This window comes from Cohnella thailandensis (assembly GCF_014212135.1).
In the GTDB taxonomy this organism is placed as follows: domain Bacteria; phylum Bacillota; class Bacilli; order Paenibacillales; family Paenibacillaceae; genus Cohnella; species Cohnella thailandensis.
Map to the genome: position 1 here is coordinate 35,822 of NZ_JACJVQ010000024.1, position 17,573 is coordinate 53,394.

The following is a 17,573-nucleotide window of genomic DNA, read 5'->3' on the forward strand; positions in this document are numbered from 1 at the left end:
AACGCCTCCTTTAGCAAGTTATGCCCATTTTATCAAACCGGATGCTCCGCGTCTTGATCATGCTATAATAGGCGAAGAAAAGTTTGGCCTAAGACAGCGAGGGATGACCAAGATGAGGCTGAGAAGGATCTACCGCAACTTCATCAAAAACAACTTGTTCGTCAAAGTGATCTTCGTGTTCGCGGTTATCGTTATCCTGACGGTTATCGGCTTCTCTTACTTCCTGTTCAATTTTATCTCCGCGTCGATCGTCCGCAACGAGCTCGATAACCAGCGCGAAGCAATGGACCGCGTCAATCAATACCTGGAGCAGAAGTACGAGTGGGTTCAAGCCGTCGTGCAGGACAGCTATCGCGACAATCTTCTATCCGACAACATCTCCTATCTCCTGAAGCATTCCTATCAGGAATATCTTCAATATCGGCTTGGCGAGGGCTACACCGGCGGAGGAGGCTCGGCCAACGCCATATCCTACTTCGGAGACAAGTTCGGAGCGGATTCCGACATCCGCAATATTATCGTGTACAGCTCCGACAAGCAGGCGATGTACGTGTACAAGTCGGTCGGCTCCCCCAAGATCTATCAGACGAACGCGTCCCGCTCCTACATTCCCGACCTGATGTCGATGGAAGGCTCGAACGCTTCCACGCCGAACGTCTGGGTCCGCAAGCTGATCGAACAATGGGACAATCGCTTGTATTCGATGAGGAGCCGGATCAACGACAAGAATACGCTGAAGAACATCGGCCAGATCGTCGTCTACTTCGATTCGGAGATGATTCGGCAATCCCTGATGAGCAGCTCCGAGGCGAGCAAAGGGACGATTCTGGTGCTGACGCCGGAAGGGCAGGTCATGTTCGACTCCTCCGGGCGTTATTACGGACAGTCCTATCCGTATTTGGACAGGATCGACGCCTTCCAGGAGACGGCCGATTTGGACGAGCCTTCGTACGTCTCGATGCTGCAATCCAATACGGCCGGCTACAAGATCGTCGGAATCTCGCCGAAGAGCGAGATGGCGGAGTCGTACGAGCGGCTCAAGAACACGATTATCCTGATCGCGGCCATCTGTATCCTGATCGCCGTCGTCATTCCGTCCCTGCTGATCGCGAGCATCTCGAAACGCACGAACAAGATCGTCCGCTTCATGAAGAAGGTGGAGGGAGGAGACTTGGGCGCCCGTCTGCAGGATCCGCGCGAGGACGAGCTCGGTCAGATCTCCCGCAGCTTCAACGACATGGTGGAGGAGCTGAACCGGATGATCGACCGGGAGTACAAAGCGGAGATCCGGCTCCGCCAGTCCGAGCTGGCCGCGCTGCAGGCGAGGGTGAACCCGCACTTCCTGTACAACACGCTGGAAGTTATCCGCATGCGGGCGCTGTCCCAAGGAGCGGAGGACGTCGGCGAGATGATCTACAGCCTGGCCGCTCTGTTCCGCAACTCGGTTCGCGGGGGAGCGGAATGCAAGCTGGGCGAGGAGCTGGAGATGTGCCGCCTCTTCCTGGAGCTCTTCCGCATCCGGTATAAGGACAAGTTGGCGTTCGAGATCGACTGCCCTCCGGAGCTGCTGACGGTCCGGATTCCGAAGCTGATGCTTCAGCCGATCGTGGAGAATTACATCGTTCACGGCATGGAATCCAACCGGACGGACAATCGGATCCGGATCGAGGCGAAAGCGGATGACGGCAGGATTAGGTTCCGGGTTTGGAACAACGGCAAGCCGATCGACGCGGAACGCTTAAAAAAAATTCGGATCGAGCTGGACTATCCGGAGACGGAAGGAAGCTCGTTCGGGCTGCGAAGCGTGCATGAGAGGCTGAAGCTGGCTTACGGACCCGAATACGGCATCGAGCTGGCGAGCGATCCGTCGGAAGGGACCGTCGTGACGATGGATATCCCGGGTCCGGGCCTCGCGGCGTAGGAGAACCGGCAGAATGGACAGAGGGGGGCGCAGGGAGAGATGTACAAAGTATTTCTAGTCGACGACGAGCCGTTTATCACCGAAGGCTTGATGGATGCGATCGATTGGCCGGCCTACGGGCTGGAGGTGGTCGGGAGCGCCGAGAACGGCGAAGAGGCGCTGGAACGGCTCCGCCACACACCGGTCGACATTCTCATTACCGATATCTCCATGCCGCTCATGAACGGCTTGGATCTGATCCGCCGGGCCCGCGAGCTTCATCCGGATTTGAAAGCGGTTATCTTAAGCGGATTCAACGAGTTCGACTACCTCAAGGAAGGGCTAATGCTCGGCATCGAGAATTACCTGCTTAAGCCGATTAACGTGAAGGAGCTTCAAGATACGCTGCGCAACGCGGCGGACAAGCTGCTGAACTCCCGGTCCGACGCCAGGCTGCACGAATACAACGTTCAAATCATGCGGGACAATACGTTGTACCGCTGGATGAACGGCAGAATCTCCAAGGCGGAGCTGAACGAACGGGCGGAGCTGCTCGGCCTCTCGTTGGACGCGCCATACGGCATCGTCGCGCTGCTGCGGCGCGAGCCGTCCGGGCTGGAAGAGCAGGAGGAGGCGCTGGAGAGAATCGCCTCCGCCTTCGACGGGCGCGGAACGGTCATTCCGTTTCGGGACCTCGACGGAGACATCGTCGTGCTGGCGGGGCTCTCTTCGCCGGAAGAGGACCGTTCCGGTCTGGCGCTGGAGCTCAAGCGAATCGCGTCGCCGTCCGCGAACGGAACGCCGGCGAGGCTGTCCTTCGGCAGCCCGCATCCTCTCCTCTCCTCCATCTCGGACAGCTATCGGGAGGCGAAGAAGGCGCAGGAGTTCTTCATGATCGATCCGGATCGGGAATGGATCGACTACGAGGATACGGTGCCCCTCAAGAAAGCGGAGCTGGGCGAATTCCCGATCGATTGGGAAGCGTACCGCAAGCTTCTGGTCACCCGGGACAAGGAGAAGCTGTCCGAGGACATCACGGCCGACTTCGAACGGCTTCGGCTGATGGAGGGAATGACGCCCGCCTGGCTTCAGGAGGTGGCGCTCGAGCTGATCATTCGCTTCAAGATGGAGCTTAAGGCCATTAAGCATTCGGACGAGCCCGAGCTGTTCGAAGGCGGCATCGGACAAGCGAACTCGGCTTCCCATTATGCGGAGCTGGCCGAAGCGGTTCGGCAAGTGGCCGAGCGCTGCGTGGATTCCTTGGCGATGGACGTCCGAAGTCCGGTCGTGCGGCAGGTTCTTAACGAGATAGAAGAGCATTACGCGGACGAGTTGAGCTTAAAAACGCTGGGGACGCGGTTCCACATTCATCCGGTCTACCTCGGCCAGCTTTTCCAGAAGGAGATCGGGGAGAGCTTCACGGAACATATCAACAAGTACCGCATCGAGCAAGCGAAGAGGCTGCTCAAGACCTCCTCTCTCAAGGTTCACGACATCGCGAGGCAGGTCGGCTATTGGGAGACGGGATATTTCTACAAGCAATTCAAGAAGTTCGTCGGGGTCTCCCCCAGCGAGTTCAAAGGGCTTCATTAATCAACGGAATCCCGCTAGGCTGCCACCCGTTATTTTCCTGACATGGATAGGTCATATACCGCGCAGAAAGACTGCTTTCGAGCAGTCTTTCTTTAATTTGAACAGCAGTTATTAAGTTTGTCGTCTATTTGAAACTGCTTTCATGTTTTAAAGTTAGGGCATGTAAGAGAAAGTAACTTCGAGGAGGGCACAGAAAAAGATGAGCAAGTTAAAGAAAAGAGCAGGTCTGGCCTTGGCCGCGACGACGGCGCTTTCGGTCGTTCTGAGCGGTTGCGGCGGCAACAACAACGAAGCTTCCGGCTCCGGTTCCGGCAGCGGCTCCGAGAAGCCGGTCGAACTGATCTGGTACACGATCGGCACCCCTCAGAAAGACGTCGACACGGTCATGGCCGAAGTCAGCAAGTACACCCAAGAGAAGATCAACGCGACTATCAAAATGAAGATGATCGATTGGGGCGACTACCAGCAGAAGATGCAGGTATTGGTCGCTTCGGGCGAGCCGATGGACATCCTGTTCACCTCCGCCGGCGGCTTCGATTACGTGCAAAACGCGCGCAAGGGAGCGTTCCTCGAGCTGGACGAGCTCCTTGACAAATACGGACAGGGCATCAAGGACACGATCGATCCGGGCTTCCTGAGCGGCTCCAAGGTCGACGGCCACAACTACGGCATTCCGGCCAACAAGGAGCTTCCGCAGCTTGAGGTATGGCGCTTCAACAAGAACCTCGTGGACAAGTACCAGCTGGATACGTCCGGCATCCGCACCCTGGAGAGCCTCGAGCCGCTGCTGAAGACCATCAAGGAGAAAGAGTCGGAAGTGACTCCGTTCGGAATGGACAAGAACTTCGTTCCTTACGTTCCTTACGACTACCTCGTAACGAACATGCCGATGGCCGTCAAGCTGGACGGCTCGGACATGAAGGTCGTCAACATCCTCGAGACGGACGAGATGAAGAGCGCGCTCGAGACGATGCACAAGTACTACATGGCGGGATATATCGCGCCTGAAGCGGCGACGACGGGCTCGACGAGCGACCTGACGACGTCCGGCAAGTGGCTGCTGGACCGCGCGCAAACCCAGCCGCTGGCGGAGAACCTCTGGTCCGCTTCCTACGGCTACCCGGTCACCACGACTCCGGCGAGCGACGCGATCATCACGAACACGTCGGTCCAAGGCTCGATCATGGCTATCTCCGCCAACTCCGAGCATCCGGAGAAGGCGATGGAGTTCCTGAACCTGCTGAACACCGATCCGGTTCTCCGCAACATGGTCGACTCCGGCATCGAAGGCACTCACTACGAGAAGATCGACGACCTGCACATCAAGAACCTGGACGCTTCCCAGAACTACAACATGCCGTCCTACTCGCTGGGCAACAACATGCTGCTCTACCTGAACGAAGGCGACCCGGACGACAAGTGGGATCAGTTCAAGAAGTTCAACTCCGAAGGCAAGGCTTCCCCGATCCTCGGCTTCAACTTCGACAGCACGAAGGTAGCGACCGAGATGACGGCCGTTCAGAACGTGAAGGAGCAGTTCTGGGCATCCCTGATGACCGGTACCGTCGACCCGGCCACGTTCCTGCCTAAGGCGATCGACGAGTTCAAGAAAGCCGGCATGGACAAGGTTATCGCCGAAGCGCAAAGCCAATTGGACGCTTGGGTAGCCGCGAACAAGTAAGCTAATTGACAAAGAAAAAGATCGGGCGGGCTGCGTTCGCCCGATCTTTTTTTACTTCCAGGAGGGGATTACTCGCGATGGCAGGCTCATTCTTCCGCCGCTTCAACCGCAACAAGGTCTTGCTGCTTATGGTACTACCGGGGGCCTTATGGTTCCTCTTCTTTTCCTATCTGCCGCTGTTCGGCACGATTGCCGCGTTCAAAGAGTATCGGTTCAGGGGCGGCTTCTGGAACAGTCTGATTAATAGCAAATTCGTCGGCTGGGACAACTTCAAATTCCTGTTCAACACCGATGCCGCCTTTACGATTACCCGCAATACGCTTCTGTACAATATCGCGTTTATTTTCCTCGGACTCGTCTTCTCCGTCGGCCTTGCCATCCTCCTCTCGGAGCTGGTGAACAAAAGATTGGCGAAGCTCTATCAGACGAGCATGTTCCTGCCGTACTTCCTGTCTTGGGTCATCGTCGGCTACTTCGCGTTCAGCTTCCTGAGCATGGACCGCGGATTGCTGAATCATATACTCGGATACTTCGGGGTCGATTCGATGCAATGGTATTCGGATCCGACCTATTGGCCGTATATCCTGATCTTTGTCTATCTTTGGAAATCGATCGGCTACAGCAGCGTCGTTTATCTGGCATCCATCCTCGGCATCGACAGGTCGCTGTACGAAGCGGCGATGATCGACGGAGCGAGCAAGCTGCAGCAGGTTCGCAACATCACGCTCCCTCTGCTCAAGCCGATTATCATCATCATGACGCTGCTGGCAGTTGGCAAAATTTTCTACGCAGACTTCGGTCTCTTCTACAATGTGCCTCGGGACTCCGGTACGCTCTACTCCGTGACGAACGTCATCGATACGTACGTCTACCGCGGTTTCAAGGTGACGGGCGAGATCGGCATGAGCACCGCGGCCGGCTTGTACCAATCTGTGGTCGGCTTCGTGCTCGTCATGGTGTCCAACTTTGCCGTGCGCAAGCTAGACAAAGATAGCGCGCTGTTCTAATTCCTACACCTAAGAAAGGAGGGCTATACGTTGTCCACTGCAACTGCAACCAAGAAAAAACGCGATTTTCACCAAATAACGAAAGGCTGGAATGTCCTATTTAACATTCTCGCCACTCTTTTCTCGTTCCTTTGCGTGTTCCCGTTCGTTTTCGTGCTGATCATCTCGTTTACCGACGAGAAGGCGCTCGCTACCAACGGATATCGGATCATTCCGGAGAAGTGGAGCTTTGAAGCCTACGAATATATTTTCCAAACCGGCGATACGCTGCTGCGCTCTTATGGGGTGACGATTCTGGTGACGGTCGTCGGCACGCTCGTCAGCCTGGTAATGATCGCGCTGTATGCTTACGCCGTATCCCGCAAGAGCTTCGCCTACCGGAGATTCTTCAATCTTTTTGCCGTGTTCACGATGCTGTTCAACGGCGGGATGATCCCGACCTACATCGTCGTCACGCAGCTGCTTCATCTGAAAGACAACATCTGGGCGCTGATTCTGCCAATGGCGATGAACGCCTTCTACATTATGATTCTGCGTACCTTCTACATTACGGGCATTCCCGACGCGATCATCGAATCGGGCAAGATCGACGGCGCGGGCGAGTTCAAGATCTTCATCCGCCTCGTGCTTCCGCTGTCGCTCCCGGGTCTCGCGACGATCGGCCTGTTCAGCACTCTGGGTTATTGGAACGACTGGTTTAACGCTCTGCTGTATATCGAAAACCCGAATTTGGTTCCCTTGCAATCGATGCTTATGAGAATAGAATCGAGCATGCAGTTCATTCAGCAGAACTCGCTCAACAGCGCGGTCAGCCTCGAAGCTCTCGCTTCGATGCCTCAGGATACGGCCCGGATGGCGATGGTCGTCTTGGCGACGCTGCCGATCATCTTCGCTTATCCGTTCTTCCAGCGTTACTTCGTGCAAGGCTTGACGGTCGGATCGGTTAAGGAATAAGGTCGAGACATAAGCGGTTTCCCGGGCGCGAGCCCGGGGCCCCCCATGGGGGCATTGCGGGATCGCAGGCCATGTTACGCCACATAACGGACACAAGCGACGCTTAAAGGCCCGGAAAACAAGTTCTGGAAGTTTTACGGACATCCAGTCCGTTAGCGACCCGTTTTTGCTTAAAAGAGGCGTTTACGTCCTTCTAAGGGGTTCCTATGTCCGTTAGAAATCGAAGGACGCCATTTAGCCGCCCTACCGGACTGGATGTCCGTAAGAGGGGAATCGGCACCGGATTTGATCGTGAGACCGAGAATCAGATCGCAAGAAGAGGAAGAATGTGCGAAATATCGCGCGTCGGCGCCGAGAGAGAAGGGTGAGAGAGTGGACTATAGAGACGCTTCGAAGTCGCCCGAGGAACGGGCGGAGCTGCTGCTTCGGCAGATGACGACGGAAGAGAAGGTCGGCCAGTTGATCCAACCGTTCGGCTGGCAGGCCTATGATCATAGAGACGGGAAAATCGAGCTGACGGATTCGTTCAAAGAGCAGGTGAAGCGCGGAGGAGTCGGCGCGTTGTACGGAACGCTTCGCGCGGACCCGTGGACCGGCGTCACCCTCGAGACCGGGCTGTCGCCTGCCGAAGGCGCGGACGCGGTGAACGAGATCCAGCGCTACGCGATCGAGAATTCGCGATTGGGCATTCCGCTCCTGATCGGAGAGGAATGCTCGCATGGGCACATGGCGATCGGCGGCACGGTTTATCCGGTGCCGCTCGTGATCGGCAGCTCGTGGAACGTCGACCTGTACCGCGAGATGTGCCGCGCGGTCGCGAAGGAGACGCGCGCCCAAGGCGGCGCGGTCACGTACTCGCCGGTGCTCGACGTCGTCCGCGACCCTCGCTGGGGGCGGACGGAGGAATGCTTCGGCGAGGACCCTTATCTGATCGGCGAGATGGCGGTCGCCGCCGTCGAAGGAATGCAAGGGCAGTCGCTGGCCTCCGAGGACAGCGTGGCCGTGACGCTGAAGCACTACGTCGGCTACGGCAGCTCGGAAGGCGGGCGCAACGCCGGGCCGGTGCACATGGGCTGGCGCGAGCTGCTCGAGGTCGACCTGCATCCGTTCCGCAAGGCGGTGGAAGCGGGCGCGGCCTCGATCATGCCGGCTTATAACGAGATCGACGGCGTTCCGTGCACGGTGAACAAGAAGCTCTTGGACGACATTCTCGTCGGCGAATGGGGCTTCGACGGCATGATCATCACCGACTGCGGCGCGATCGACATGCTGGCGGCCGGGCACGACATCGCCGAGGACGGCCAGGAAGCGGCCGCGCGGTCGCTCGAGGCCGGCATCGACATGGAGATGTCGGGCGAGATGTTCGGCAAGCATCTGTTGAATGCGGCCGCAGCCGGGAAGTTGAACCTGGAGGCGCTCGACCGGGCGGCTCGCCGGGTGCTGACGCTCAAGTTCCGGCTGGGATTGTTCGAGCAGCCTTACGGGAACGCCCGGCTCGCCGGGGAGCTCATCGGAAGCGAGGAGCACCGGAAGCTGGCGCGGCAGCTCGCGGCGGAAGGCGCGGTGCTGCTGAAGAACGAAGGAGCGGCGCTGCCGCTGTCGGCGGACGACTGCGGCGTCATCGCGGTCATCGGGCCGAACGCGGACAACGGCTATAACCAGCTCGGCGACTACACGTCGCCGCAGCCGGCGGGCCGGGTCGCGACGGTTCTCGCGGGCCTGCAGGCTCGTTTCGCGGACGAGCCGGGTCGCGTGCTGTACGCGCCGGGCTGCCGCATTCGCGGCGAGGACCGCGAAGGGTTCCCGTTCGCGCTGGAGACGGCGGCCAAGGCCGACACGATCGTGATGGTCGTCGGCGGCTCCAGCGCCCGGGACTTCGGCGAAGGGACGATCGACCTTCGCACCGGGGCTTCTCTCGTGACGGGGGACTCCTGGAACGACATGGACTGCGGCGAAGGCATCGACCGCCTGTCGCTTCGCCTGTCGGGCGTCCAGCTTGAGCTGATCCAAGAGATTCATAAGCTGGGCAAGAAGCTGATCGTCGTCTACGTCAACGGACGGCCGATCGCCGAGCCTTGGATCGACGAGCGCGCGGACGCCATTCTCGAAGCCTGGTACCCAGGCCAAGAGGGCGGCCACGCAATCGCCGACCTGCTGTTCGGCGACGCGAATCCTTCGGGACGGCTGACGATCTCGATTCCGAAGCACGTCGGGCAGCTTCCGGTGTTCTACAACGGCAAGCGTTCCAGAGGCAAGAGGTACCTGGAGGCCGATTCCCGGCCGCAGTATCCGTTCGGCTTCGGGCTTAGCTATACGGAATATCGTTACGACAATTTGAAGGTTTCGACCGGCGTCATCGGAACGGACGGCGAAGCGACCGTCACGGTGGACGTGACGAACGCGGGAGAGCGCGCCGGCTCGGAAGTCGTTCAATTATATATCTCCGACCGGGCGAGCGCGTACACCCGTCCGGAGCGGGAGCTGAAGGGCTTCCGCAAGATCGAGCTGGCGCCGGGAGAGACGAAGACCGTCGCGTTCCGGGTCGGGGCCGCCGAGCTGGAGTACGTCGGCGAGAACTACGAGAGAGTCGTCGAGCCGGGCGCGTTCCGGATCCTTGTCGGCGGCAGCTCGGTCGAGACGCTTGAAGCGGAGCTTCTCGTGGAGAAGGAGGCAGGGCGATGAACCCGATGCTGGAGAGAGTCAATCGCTTCATTCGAGAGCTGGCCGATGTCCAGTGGCTCGAGCGGCGGGCGATTCGCGATTGGTCTATCGAGAAGAAATACTATGTTCTGCCAGGCGAGTACGAGGAGCTCGGCGCGATCGACAGGCCGGGCTTGACCGACGGCGACGAAGGAGCGGGGCTCGGAACCGTTCCGTTCCCGAGCAAGCAGGGCACGACGTATTTCTTCCGGACGAAGCTGAACATTCCTTCGGAATGGAAGGCTGCGGCAGGTCCGATCGGGCTCGTCTTCGAGTCCGGCGGCGAAGGGCTGCTGCGGGTGAACGGGGCGTCGTGGGCGGGACTCGACCGCAACCATACGTTCGCTCTCCTGGACGCCGCGAAGATTGGAAGCTCCCCGGAGCTCGAGATCGAGCTGTACGATCCGATTCCGGAGCCGAACGATCCGCTGAACCGCCAAGCGGTCATCCAGCCGCCGATCTCGGGCGTTCGCAGCGAGCTCGTCCAAGCGAACGGCGCCGCGCAAAGCCTGATGTACGCGGCGACGATCGTGCGCGATTCGGCGCTGCTGCTGCCGGAATCGGACCTTCGCCGGACGCGTCTGTTCGAGGCTTTGTTCCGCGCGATGGACTCGTTCGTCGGCATGGAAGAGAGCGAGATTCGCGAAGGCGGCGGGCTTAAGCGGATCGAAGAGAAGCTTGCGGAAGACGTTCGCCAGGTCGGCGGCAACGCCGAAGGCCTGATCCGGATGGTCGGCCAATCCCATATCGACATCGCCTGGCTGTGGCCGGTGCGGGAGACGGTTCGCAAGGCGAGCCGGACATTTTCGACAGTTGATGCCCTCATGAGGGAATATCCCGACTTCAAGTACTCGCAGAGCCAGCCGCTCCTGTTCGAGTTCCTGAAGGAGAACGATCCCGAGCTGTATGGCCGGATCAAGGAGAGAATCAAGGAAGGCCGCGTCGAGCTCGTCGGCGGCATGTGGGTGGAGCCGGACCTGAACATCCCGAGCGGGGAGTCGCTCATCCGCCAGATGCTGTACGGCCAGCGCTTCTACCAAGAGGAGTTCGGCCTTGTCTCGAAGATCGAATGGCTGCCCGACACGTTCGGCTATTGCGCGTCGCTGCCCCAGATTCTGAAGCACGGCGGCATCGAATACTTCATGACGACGAAGCTCGGCTGGAACGACACGAACGTCTTCCCGCACGACCTGTTCCATTGGGTCGGCATCGACGGCACGCCGATTCTGTCTTACCTGAATCACGGCGTCAACGAGCACACGCTGCCGAAGGACATTCACGACCATTGGCAGTCTTACCGCCAGAAATCCGTTCATCCCGAGCAGATGCTGCTGTACGGCCACGGCGACGGAGGCGGCGGGGTGACCCGCGAGATGATCGAATACGTCGACCGCTCCGAGCTCATGGTCGGCCAACCGGCGAACCGGTACGGCACGGCGGCCGACTTCTTCGAGGGAACCGGGAAGAGCCGGGATTCGCTGCCTTCCTGGCACGGCGACTTGTACCTGGAGCTGCACCGCGGCACCTACACGACGCATGGGCGGAACAAGCGCAGCAACCGCAAAGCGGAGCTGCTGTACCGCGAAGCCGAGCTGTGGATGGCCCTTGCTCTTCCGAGCTTAAACGCGGAAGCGGAGAAGGAGCTGCGCGGGCGGCTGCATGAGGGATGGAAGCTCATCCTGCTGAACCAATTCCACGACATCATTCCCGGCTCCGCGATTCCGGAAGCGTACCGGACCTCGGAGAAGGAGTACAAGGAGATCGAAGCTTACGGAAGCTCGAGCCTGAAAGCCGTGCTGCCGCTTCTCGTCGACAGGATCGACGCGTCGTCGGCATCGGATTCGGCGCGGGAAGGAACGCCGTACGTCGTCTTCAACAGCCTCGGCTGGAAGCGGGACGTTCTGATCGAGCTGACGGACGCGGGAGAAGGGGTTGCCGCTTACGACTCCGAAGGCAACCGTCTCGCAAGCGACGCCTTCGGGACGGGCGGCCTCGCGGTGCTCGTGCCGGACGTGCCTGCGTTCGGCTACAAGACCATTGCGGTTCGCCGGGAGAGCGGGGCGAACGGCGGCGAAGCGGTTGGTTCGAAGAGCGCAACGGCGGCTGCCGCGGGACAGGCACTCGGAGAACGCTGGGAGACGGACCGCTACCTCGTCCGCTTCAACGAGCGGGGAGAAATCGTCGGCCTCTTCGACAAGGAGGCCGGGCGCGAGATCGTGAAGCCGGGAGAAGCGGCGAACCGCTTCCACTTCTATCACGACCGTCCGACGCTGTGGGACGCGTGGGACATCGACGACCGCTACGAGAAGCAGCGCGCCGGAGAGGCGGAGCTGCTCGAGAAGAGCGTCGTCCTGCAAGGGGAGACGATGGATATCCTGCGCTTCCGCTGGAAGGTCCATCGGTCGGAGATCGAACAAGAGCTCCGCTTCTATCGCCATGACAAGAGAATCGACTTCCAGACTCGAGTCTCCTGGAACGAAGATAACAAGCTGCTCAAGGTCGGCTTCCCGATCGACGTCGTCGCGAGCAAGGCGACCTACGAGATTCCGTTCGGGGCGCTGGAGCGTCCGACTCACCGCAACACGAGCTGGGAGCAGGCGCAGTACGAGGTGTGCGGCCATCGCTTCGCGGACGTGTCCGAGCACGGGTACGGCGTCAGCCTCATGAACGACTGCAAATACGGCTACGACGTTCAGGGCACGACGCTTCGCCTGTCGCTGCTCCGCGCGCCGAAGTGGCCGGACGACACGGCCGATCTGGGCGAGCACGTCTTCACGTATTCGCTCTACCCTCACGAGGGAGATTGGCGGATCGCGAACACGGTTCGCAGCGCGGCCGAGCTCAACGCGGACGCCGTCGTCTTGAAGGCGCACCCCCGGAAAGACGATCTGTCGGCGGACGAGCTGCTGCCTGCGGTCGGAGCGCTCCTGCCGTTCGAGAGCGAGCACGTCGTGCTCGACACGGTCAAGCCTGCCGAGGACGGCGACGGCATCGTGCTTCGCTTCTACGAATCGTCCGGCGGACGGGGCCGCGCCAAGCTGACCTGGCCTCGGCCGTTCGAGAGCGCCTTCGTCTCGAATGCGCTCGAGGAGGAGCTGGGGCCGATCGAGTCGAAGAATAGAACGATCGAGCTGAGCTTCTCGCCGTACGAGATTAAAACCGTTAAATTCAAAGGCCGTTAACCTCCAAGGCCATTAATGATAGCAAGACCGACGAGACGCAATGGGCGGACGACAACCGGATCCTGACACAACCATCCGATGCCGTCCGCCTCCCCGTTCGCCGGATCTTCGACAAAGGTGGAGAGCCCAAAACCATGGAACAATTCCGACTGCCCAAAATCGACATGCCGCGCCTGGAGCTGCCCAAAGCGATCCAAGAGGTGCTGAAAGAAGCCGAGACCCGTCTGGCTCATCGGCCTAAGCTTCTCCGGCTTTTCAAGAACTGCTTCCCGAACACCCTGGAGACGACCACGAAGCTGCTGAACGACGGCACGACGTTCGTCATCACCGGCGACATCCCGGCCTCCTGGCTGCGCGACTCGGTCGAGCAAGTGATTCACTACGTGCCGCACGCCAAGGACGACGCCGATCTGCAGCGCATCATCGCCGGCCTGATCCGTCGCCATACGGAATACATCAAGATCGACCCGTACGCCAACGCGTTCAACGAATCCGCGAACGACTGGCACTGGAACACGACCGACGAGACCGAGATGTCCCCGTGGGTGTGGGAGCGCAAGTTCGAGATCGACTCGCTCTGCTTCCCGATCCGTCTCGCTTACCATTACTGGAAGGAGACCGGCCGCGCGGATATTTTCGATGCGGGCTTCAAGGAAGCGATGCGCGTCATCATCGACTTGTTCAAAACCGAACAACGCCACTTCGAGAAGTCGCCGTACCGCTTTACGCGCAACAACGGCATTATCCACGACTCCCTGCGCAACGGCGGACTCGGCATGCCGGTCAATTACACGGGCATGGTCTGGTCGGGCTTCCGCTCGAGCGACGACGCGTGCGACTTCCACTACAACATTCCGGGCAACATGTTCGCCGTCGTGATTATCCGCCACATGCAGGAATTCGCCGAGTGGGTTTTCCGCGATATGGCGCTGCTCGCCGAATTGAAGGAGCTGGAGCTGGAGATCGATTACGGCATCCGCCTGTACGGCATCTACCGTCACCCCGAGTTCGGGCCGATCTACGCGTACGAGACGGACGGCTACGGCAACTACTGCCTGATGGACGACGCCGGCACGCCGGGCCTGATGTCCATTCCGTACCTGGGCTACGTGTCCGCGGACGATCCGATCTACCAGAACACGCGCCGCTTCGCGCTGAGCAAGGAGAATCCGTTCTACTACGAGGGCAAGGTGGCCAAGGGCATCGGAAGCCCCCACACGCCGCCGGACTACATCTGGCACATGGCCCTGTCCATGCAGGGACTGACCGCTTCTACCGCTGAGGAGAAGCTCGAAATGATCGCGATGCTGGAGTCGACCGACGCGGATACCGGCTTCATGCACGAAGGCTTCCACGCGGACGATCCGGCCGTGTTCACCCGCAAGTGGTTCGCTTGGTCCAACAGTCTCTTCTCCCAGCTTGTCTATAAGGCGATGAAGGATGGTTTGCTCGATGGCTAAAAATATTATTTTCTACGATGCCGCTTTCCCCGGGGCTCCCGTCCTGAGCGCGTCCGAACTGGAGCGGTTGAAGGAGCTGGGCTTGGTCGTCGGCGCGGTCGAGTTGGGCGATAGCCTTACGGGGGCGGAAGGGGGCAGCTTCGTTACCTTGCATGCCCCGTACTTTCCCGTAACGGCTTGGGAGGACATTCTCGCTTACCTGAAGCGCGGCGGCGGCCTGATCAGCGCGGGCGGAGCTCCGTTCCGCAGCCCGGTTCGCCAAGAAGGCGGAGATTGGAAGATCGAGGTCGATCAGACCGCGTACTACCGCCATCTCCGCATTCACGAGATGCTGCCGGTTCAAGTGGAGCGGGTAGTCGGGTTGAAGGCGAATGACGAGATTCCTTTGTTCGGCGGAAGCGAGACGCTGCTTGATGCTTCGGATACGTGGAACCTCGTTCCGCACGTGACGAAATCCAGCGACCTGCCGCACCAGATGGGCTCGGCGGGCCCGATGGACGCGCATGTGTATCCGCTTCTGAAGGGAGTTACGGCGGAAGGCCGCGAGGTCGCCGCTCCGGTCGTTCTCTGGGAGAACACGAAGGGCGACTTCGCCGGCGGCCGCTGGCTGTTCGTGAACCACCCTCTGGGCGCGGACTTCGCCGCCCGCGGCGGCTTGAACGCGCTCGAGGCTTGGATTCGCTTCGTCTCGGCGGGCGTGACCGAGCTGTGGCTGAAGCCGAACTACGCTTCTTACGAGCTTCACGAGCGTCCGATGCTGACGCTTCAGGCTCAGAAGCTCGGCCGCGGCGAGGCTCGCAAGTGGACGTTCGACATCTGCATCGGCCGGGAGGACGGCGCGGGGGAGCCCCTTCGCTATCCGCTTGAGGAGACCGTGACGGAAGCGCTCGGCCTGTGGCGCCTTCCGGTCTGGCAGGACTTGAAGAGCGGCTACTACCGCGTCGTCTGCCGCGCCGAATCGGAGGACGGAGAGGTTCGCATCCTCCGCCAGGGCTTCTGGGCGCACGACGCCGCGCTGCTCGCCGAAGGTACGCCGGTCAAGGCCGGACGCGACTACTTCGAGAAGGACGGCCGCCCGCTGCCCGTCGTGGGCATGACGTACATGACGTCGGACGTGGCGCGCAAGTTCCTTTTCCTCCCGAACGTGTCCGTCTGGGACCGCGACATGGCGCAGATGCGCCGCGCGGGCATCAACTGGATTCGCACGGGCATCTGGACCGCCTACCGCAACGTCATGCAGGTGGACGGCCACGCTTCCGAAGAAGTGCTGCGCTCGATCGACGCCTTCATCCTGACGGCGAAGAAGCACGGCCTGCAGCTGACGTTCACGTTCTTCTCGTTCACTCCGGAGACGTGGGAAGGGACGAACCCTTACCTCGATCCTCGCAGCCTGGAAGCGCAGAAGCGGTTCATTCGCTCCATCGTCAGCCGGCACAAGGACACGAAGAACATCGACTGGGATCTCATCAACGAGCCTTCGATGTTCGATCCGCCTCGCATTTTCTCGAATGGGCCGCGTTCGGCGCGGGATCGCTTCGAGCAGGAAGCTTACGCGGAATGGTTGGAGAAGCGCCATGGCTCGATCGACTTGTTGAGGGAACGCTGGAGCATGACGCCGGGAGAGCTGCCTAGCTTCGCCGCCGCCCGCATTCCGGAGCCGGAGGAGATCAACTTCGACGTGCAGGACATGCATCAAGGCAAGAAGGGCACGCGTTGGCTCGACTACGTGCTGTTCTCGATGGACATGCACAACCGCTGGGCGAAGGAGCTCACCGACGCGATCAAGGAAGAGTGCCCGGACCACCTGGTGACCGTCGGGCAGGACGAGGCGCTCGGCGCGCAGCGTCCGTCTCCGTTCTTCTACGGCTCCGAGGTCGACTACACGACCGTTCACTCCTGGTGGCTGAACGACCAGCTTCTGTGGGACGGCATCTTCGCCAAGACGGCGGACAAGCCGAACCTCATTCAGGAGACGGGCATCATGTACGTCGAGACGCCGGAAGGGCTCGCGAAGCGCTCGGAAGAAGAGCTGCGCTCGATCCTCGAGCGCAAGTACGCTTACGCGTTCGCCACCGGCGGAGCGGGTGCGGTTCACTGGATCTGGAACACGAACTTCTACATGGACAACGCGAACGAGTCCCATATCGGGGCGCTGCGCGCGGACGGCACGGAGAAGCCGGAGGCGGACGTGTCCTATGACTTCGGAGCGTTCATCGAAGCGACTCGCGACCTGTTCAAGGGGCGCCGGCTTGAAGACGTCGCGGTCGTCTTCCCGTATTCGAACGACTTCTCGAACCGGAAGCTCGCCTACGACGCCACGACGAAGCTGACCCGCGTGCTCTCTTACGAGCTGAAGGTGCCTTTCCGCGGCGTGTCGGAATATGATCTGCAGCCGCTTCGGGACGTTCCCGCCAAGCTCATTCTGTTCCCGTCGGCGCATAATGTCGACGATTCGGCGATGGCGGAGCTGCTGGCGATCGTCGGCGAGACCGGAGCGACGCTGGTGCTGACCGGCCCGGCGGGCATCGACGCTTATTGGCGCCATACGGACCGGCTGGCGGGTTTATTAGGGGAGAGAAAACTAGGCAATGTGGTCCGCGAGGAGCGGATCGAGGTTGGCGGACGGAAACTGTCCGTGAGCTATGGGCAACGACGTATCGCGGAGGTGGCCAAGGAGTCTCCGGCGAATGTTGGGGCTGCTCAAGGGGCGGATCGTTTGGTTGAAGCTGCCCACGGCAAGGGCCGCGTCATCTGGAGCGGGCTGCCTCTGGAGCTGAATGATCGCAGCGAGCCGATCGCGGCTCTGTACGAGCATGCTCTGAAGGCTGCGGGCTGCGGGCCGGACCTGGAATGGATCCAGGGCGGCGAGCTGCCGGGCGTTTACGGCCGCAAGCTGGCTTTCGACGATGGCGCGCTGTTCGTGTTCGTCTCGGAATACGCCTGGGATACGGAAGTCGAAGTGAAGGATCCGGCGACGGGCGCCGTTTATTCGTTCGTGCTTGAGAAAGAGCGTTCGGTGCTGTTCGCGGCGGATGGCGCAGGCAAGCTTGCGGCTTCCTACCGCTCGGTAGACATTAAGGTTAAGTAAGGGGGAGA

9 protein-coding genes are annotated in these 17,573 nt (G+C 60.3%); all 9 read left to right on the forward strand.

Going from position 1 to position 17,573, the window contains the following annotated elements; all coding sequences use genetic code 11:
• Window positions 1-112 precede the first annotated feature (112 nt).
• Window positions 113-1,921 carry a sensor histidine kinase gene (locus H7B67_RS25935; protein ID WP_185122791.1) on the forward strand — a complete coding sequence of 603 codons (1,809 nt, stop codon included), beginning with the start codon at window positions 113-115 and terminating at the stop codon, window positions 1,919-1,921.
• 39 nt (window positions 1,922-1,960) lie between these two features.
• Window positions 1,961-3,493 (forward strand): response regulator transcription factor, encoded by a 1,533-nt coding sequence (locus tag H7B67_RS25940; protein WP_185122792.1) that lies wholly within the window; start codon window positions 1,961-1,963, stop codon window positions 3,491-3,493.
• A gap of 199 nt (window positions 3,494-3,692) precedes the next feature.
• Window positions 3,693-5,174 (forward strand): ABC transporter substrate-binding protein, encoded by a 1,482-nt coding sequence (locus H7B67_RS25945; RefSeq protein ID WP_185122793.1) that lies wholly within the window; start codon window positions 3,693-3,695, stop codon window positions 5,172-5,174.
• Between the two features lie 77 nt (window positions 5,175-5,251).
• A complete protein-coding gene (locus H7B67_RS25950) occupies window positions 5,252-6,181 on the forward strand; it encodes an ABC transporter permease (RefSeq protein WP_185122794.1) in 930 nt (309 codons plus the stop codon).
• Window positions 6,182-6,211: 30 nt separating this feature from the next.
• Window positions 6,212-7,135 (forward strand): carbohydrate ABC transporter permease, encoded by a 924-nt coding sequence (locus H7B67_RS25955; RefSeq protein WP_185122795.1) that lies wholly within the window; start codon window positions 6,212-6,214, stop codon window positions 7,133-7,135.
• 372 nt (window positions 7,136-7,507) lie between these two features.
• The gene (locus H7B67_RS25960; protein ID WP_425353894.1) at window positions 7,508-9,817 is read left to right on the forward strand and encodes a glycoside hydrolase family 3 N-terminal domain-containing protein; all 2,310 of its coding nucleotides are present in this window, start codon (window positions 7,508-7,510) and stop codon (window positions 9,815-9,817) included.
• 8 nt (window positions 9,818-9,825) lie between these two features.
• Entirely contained in the window at window positions 9,826-13,017 is a 3,192-nt protein-coding gene (locus H7B67_RS25965; protein WP_185123027.1) for an alpha-mannosidase, read from the forward strand.
• A gap of 134 nt (window positions 13,018-13,151) precedes the next feature.
• Entirely contained in the window at window positions 13,152-14,477 is a 1,326-nt protein-coding gene (locus H7B67_RS25970) for a glycoside hydrolase family 125 protein (RefSeq protein WP_185122796.1), read from the forward strand.
• Window positions 14,470-17,565: a beta-galactosidase gene (locus H7B67_RS25975; RefSeq protein ID WP_185122797.1), complete on the forward strand. Its 3,096-nt coding sequence runs from the start codon at window positions 14,470-14,472 to the stop codon at window positions 17,563-17,565. The genes H7B67_RS25970 and H7B67_RS25975 overlap by 8 nt, the downstream gene beginning before the upstream one ends.
• The last annotated feature ends 8 nt before the right edge of the window (window positions 17,566-17,573 follow it).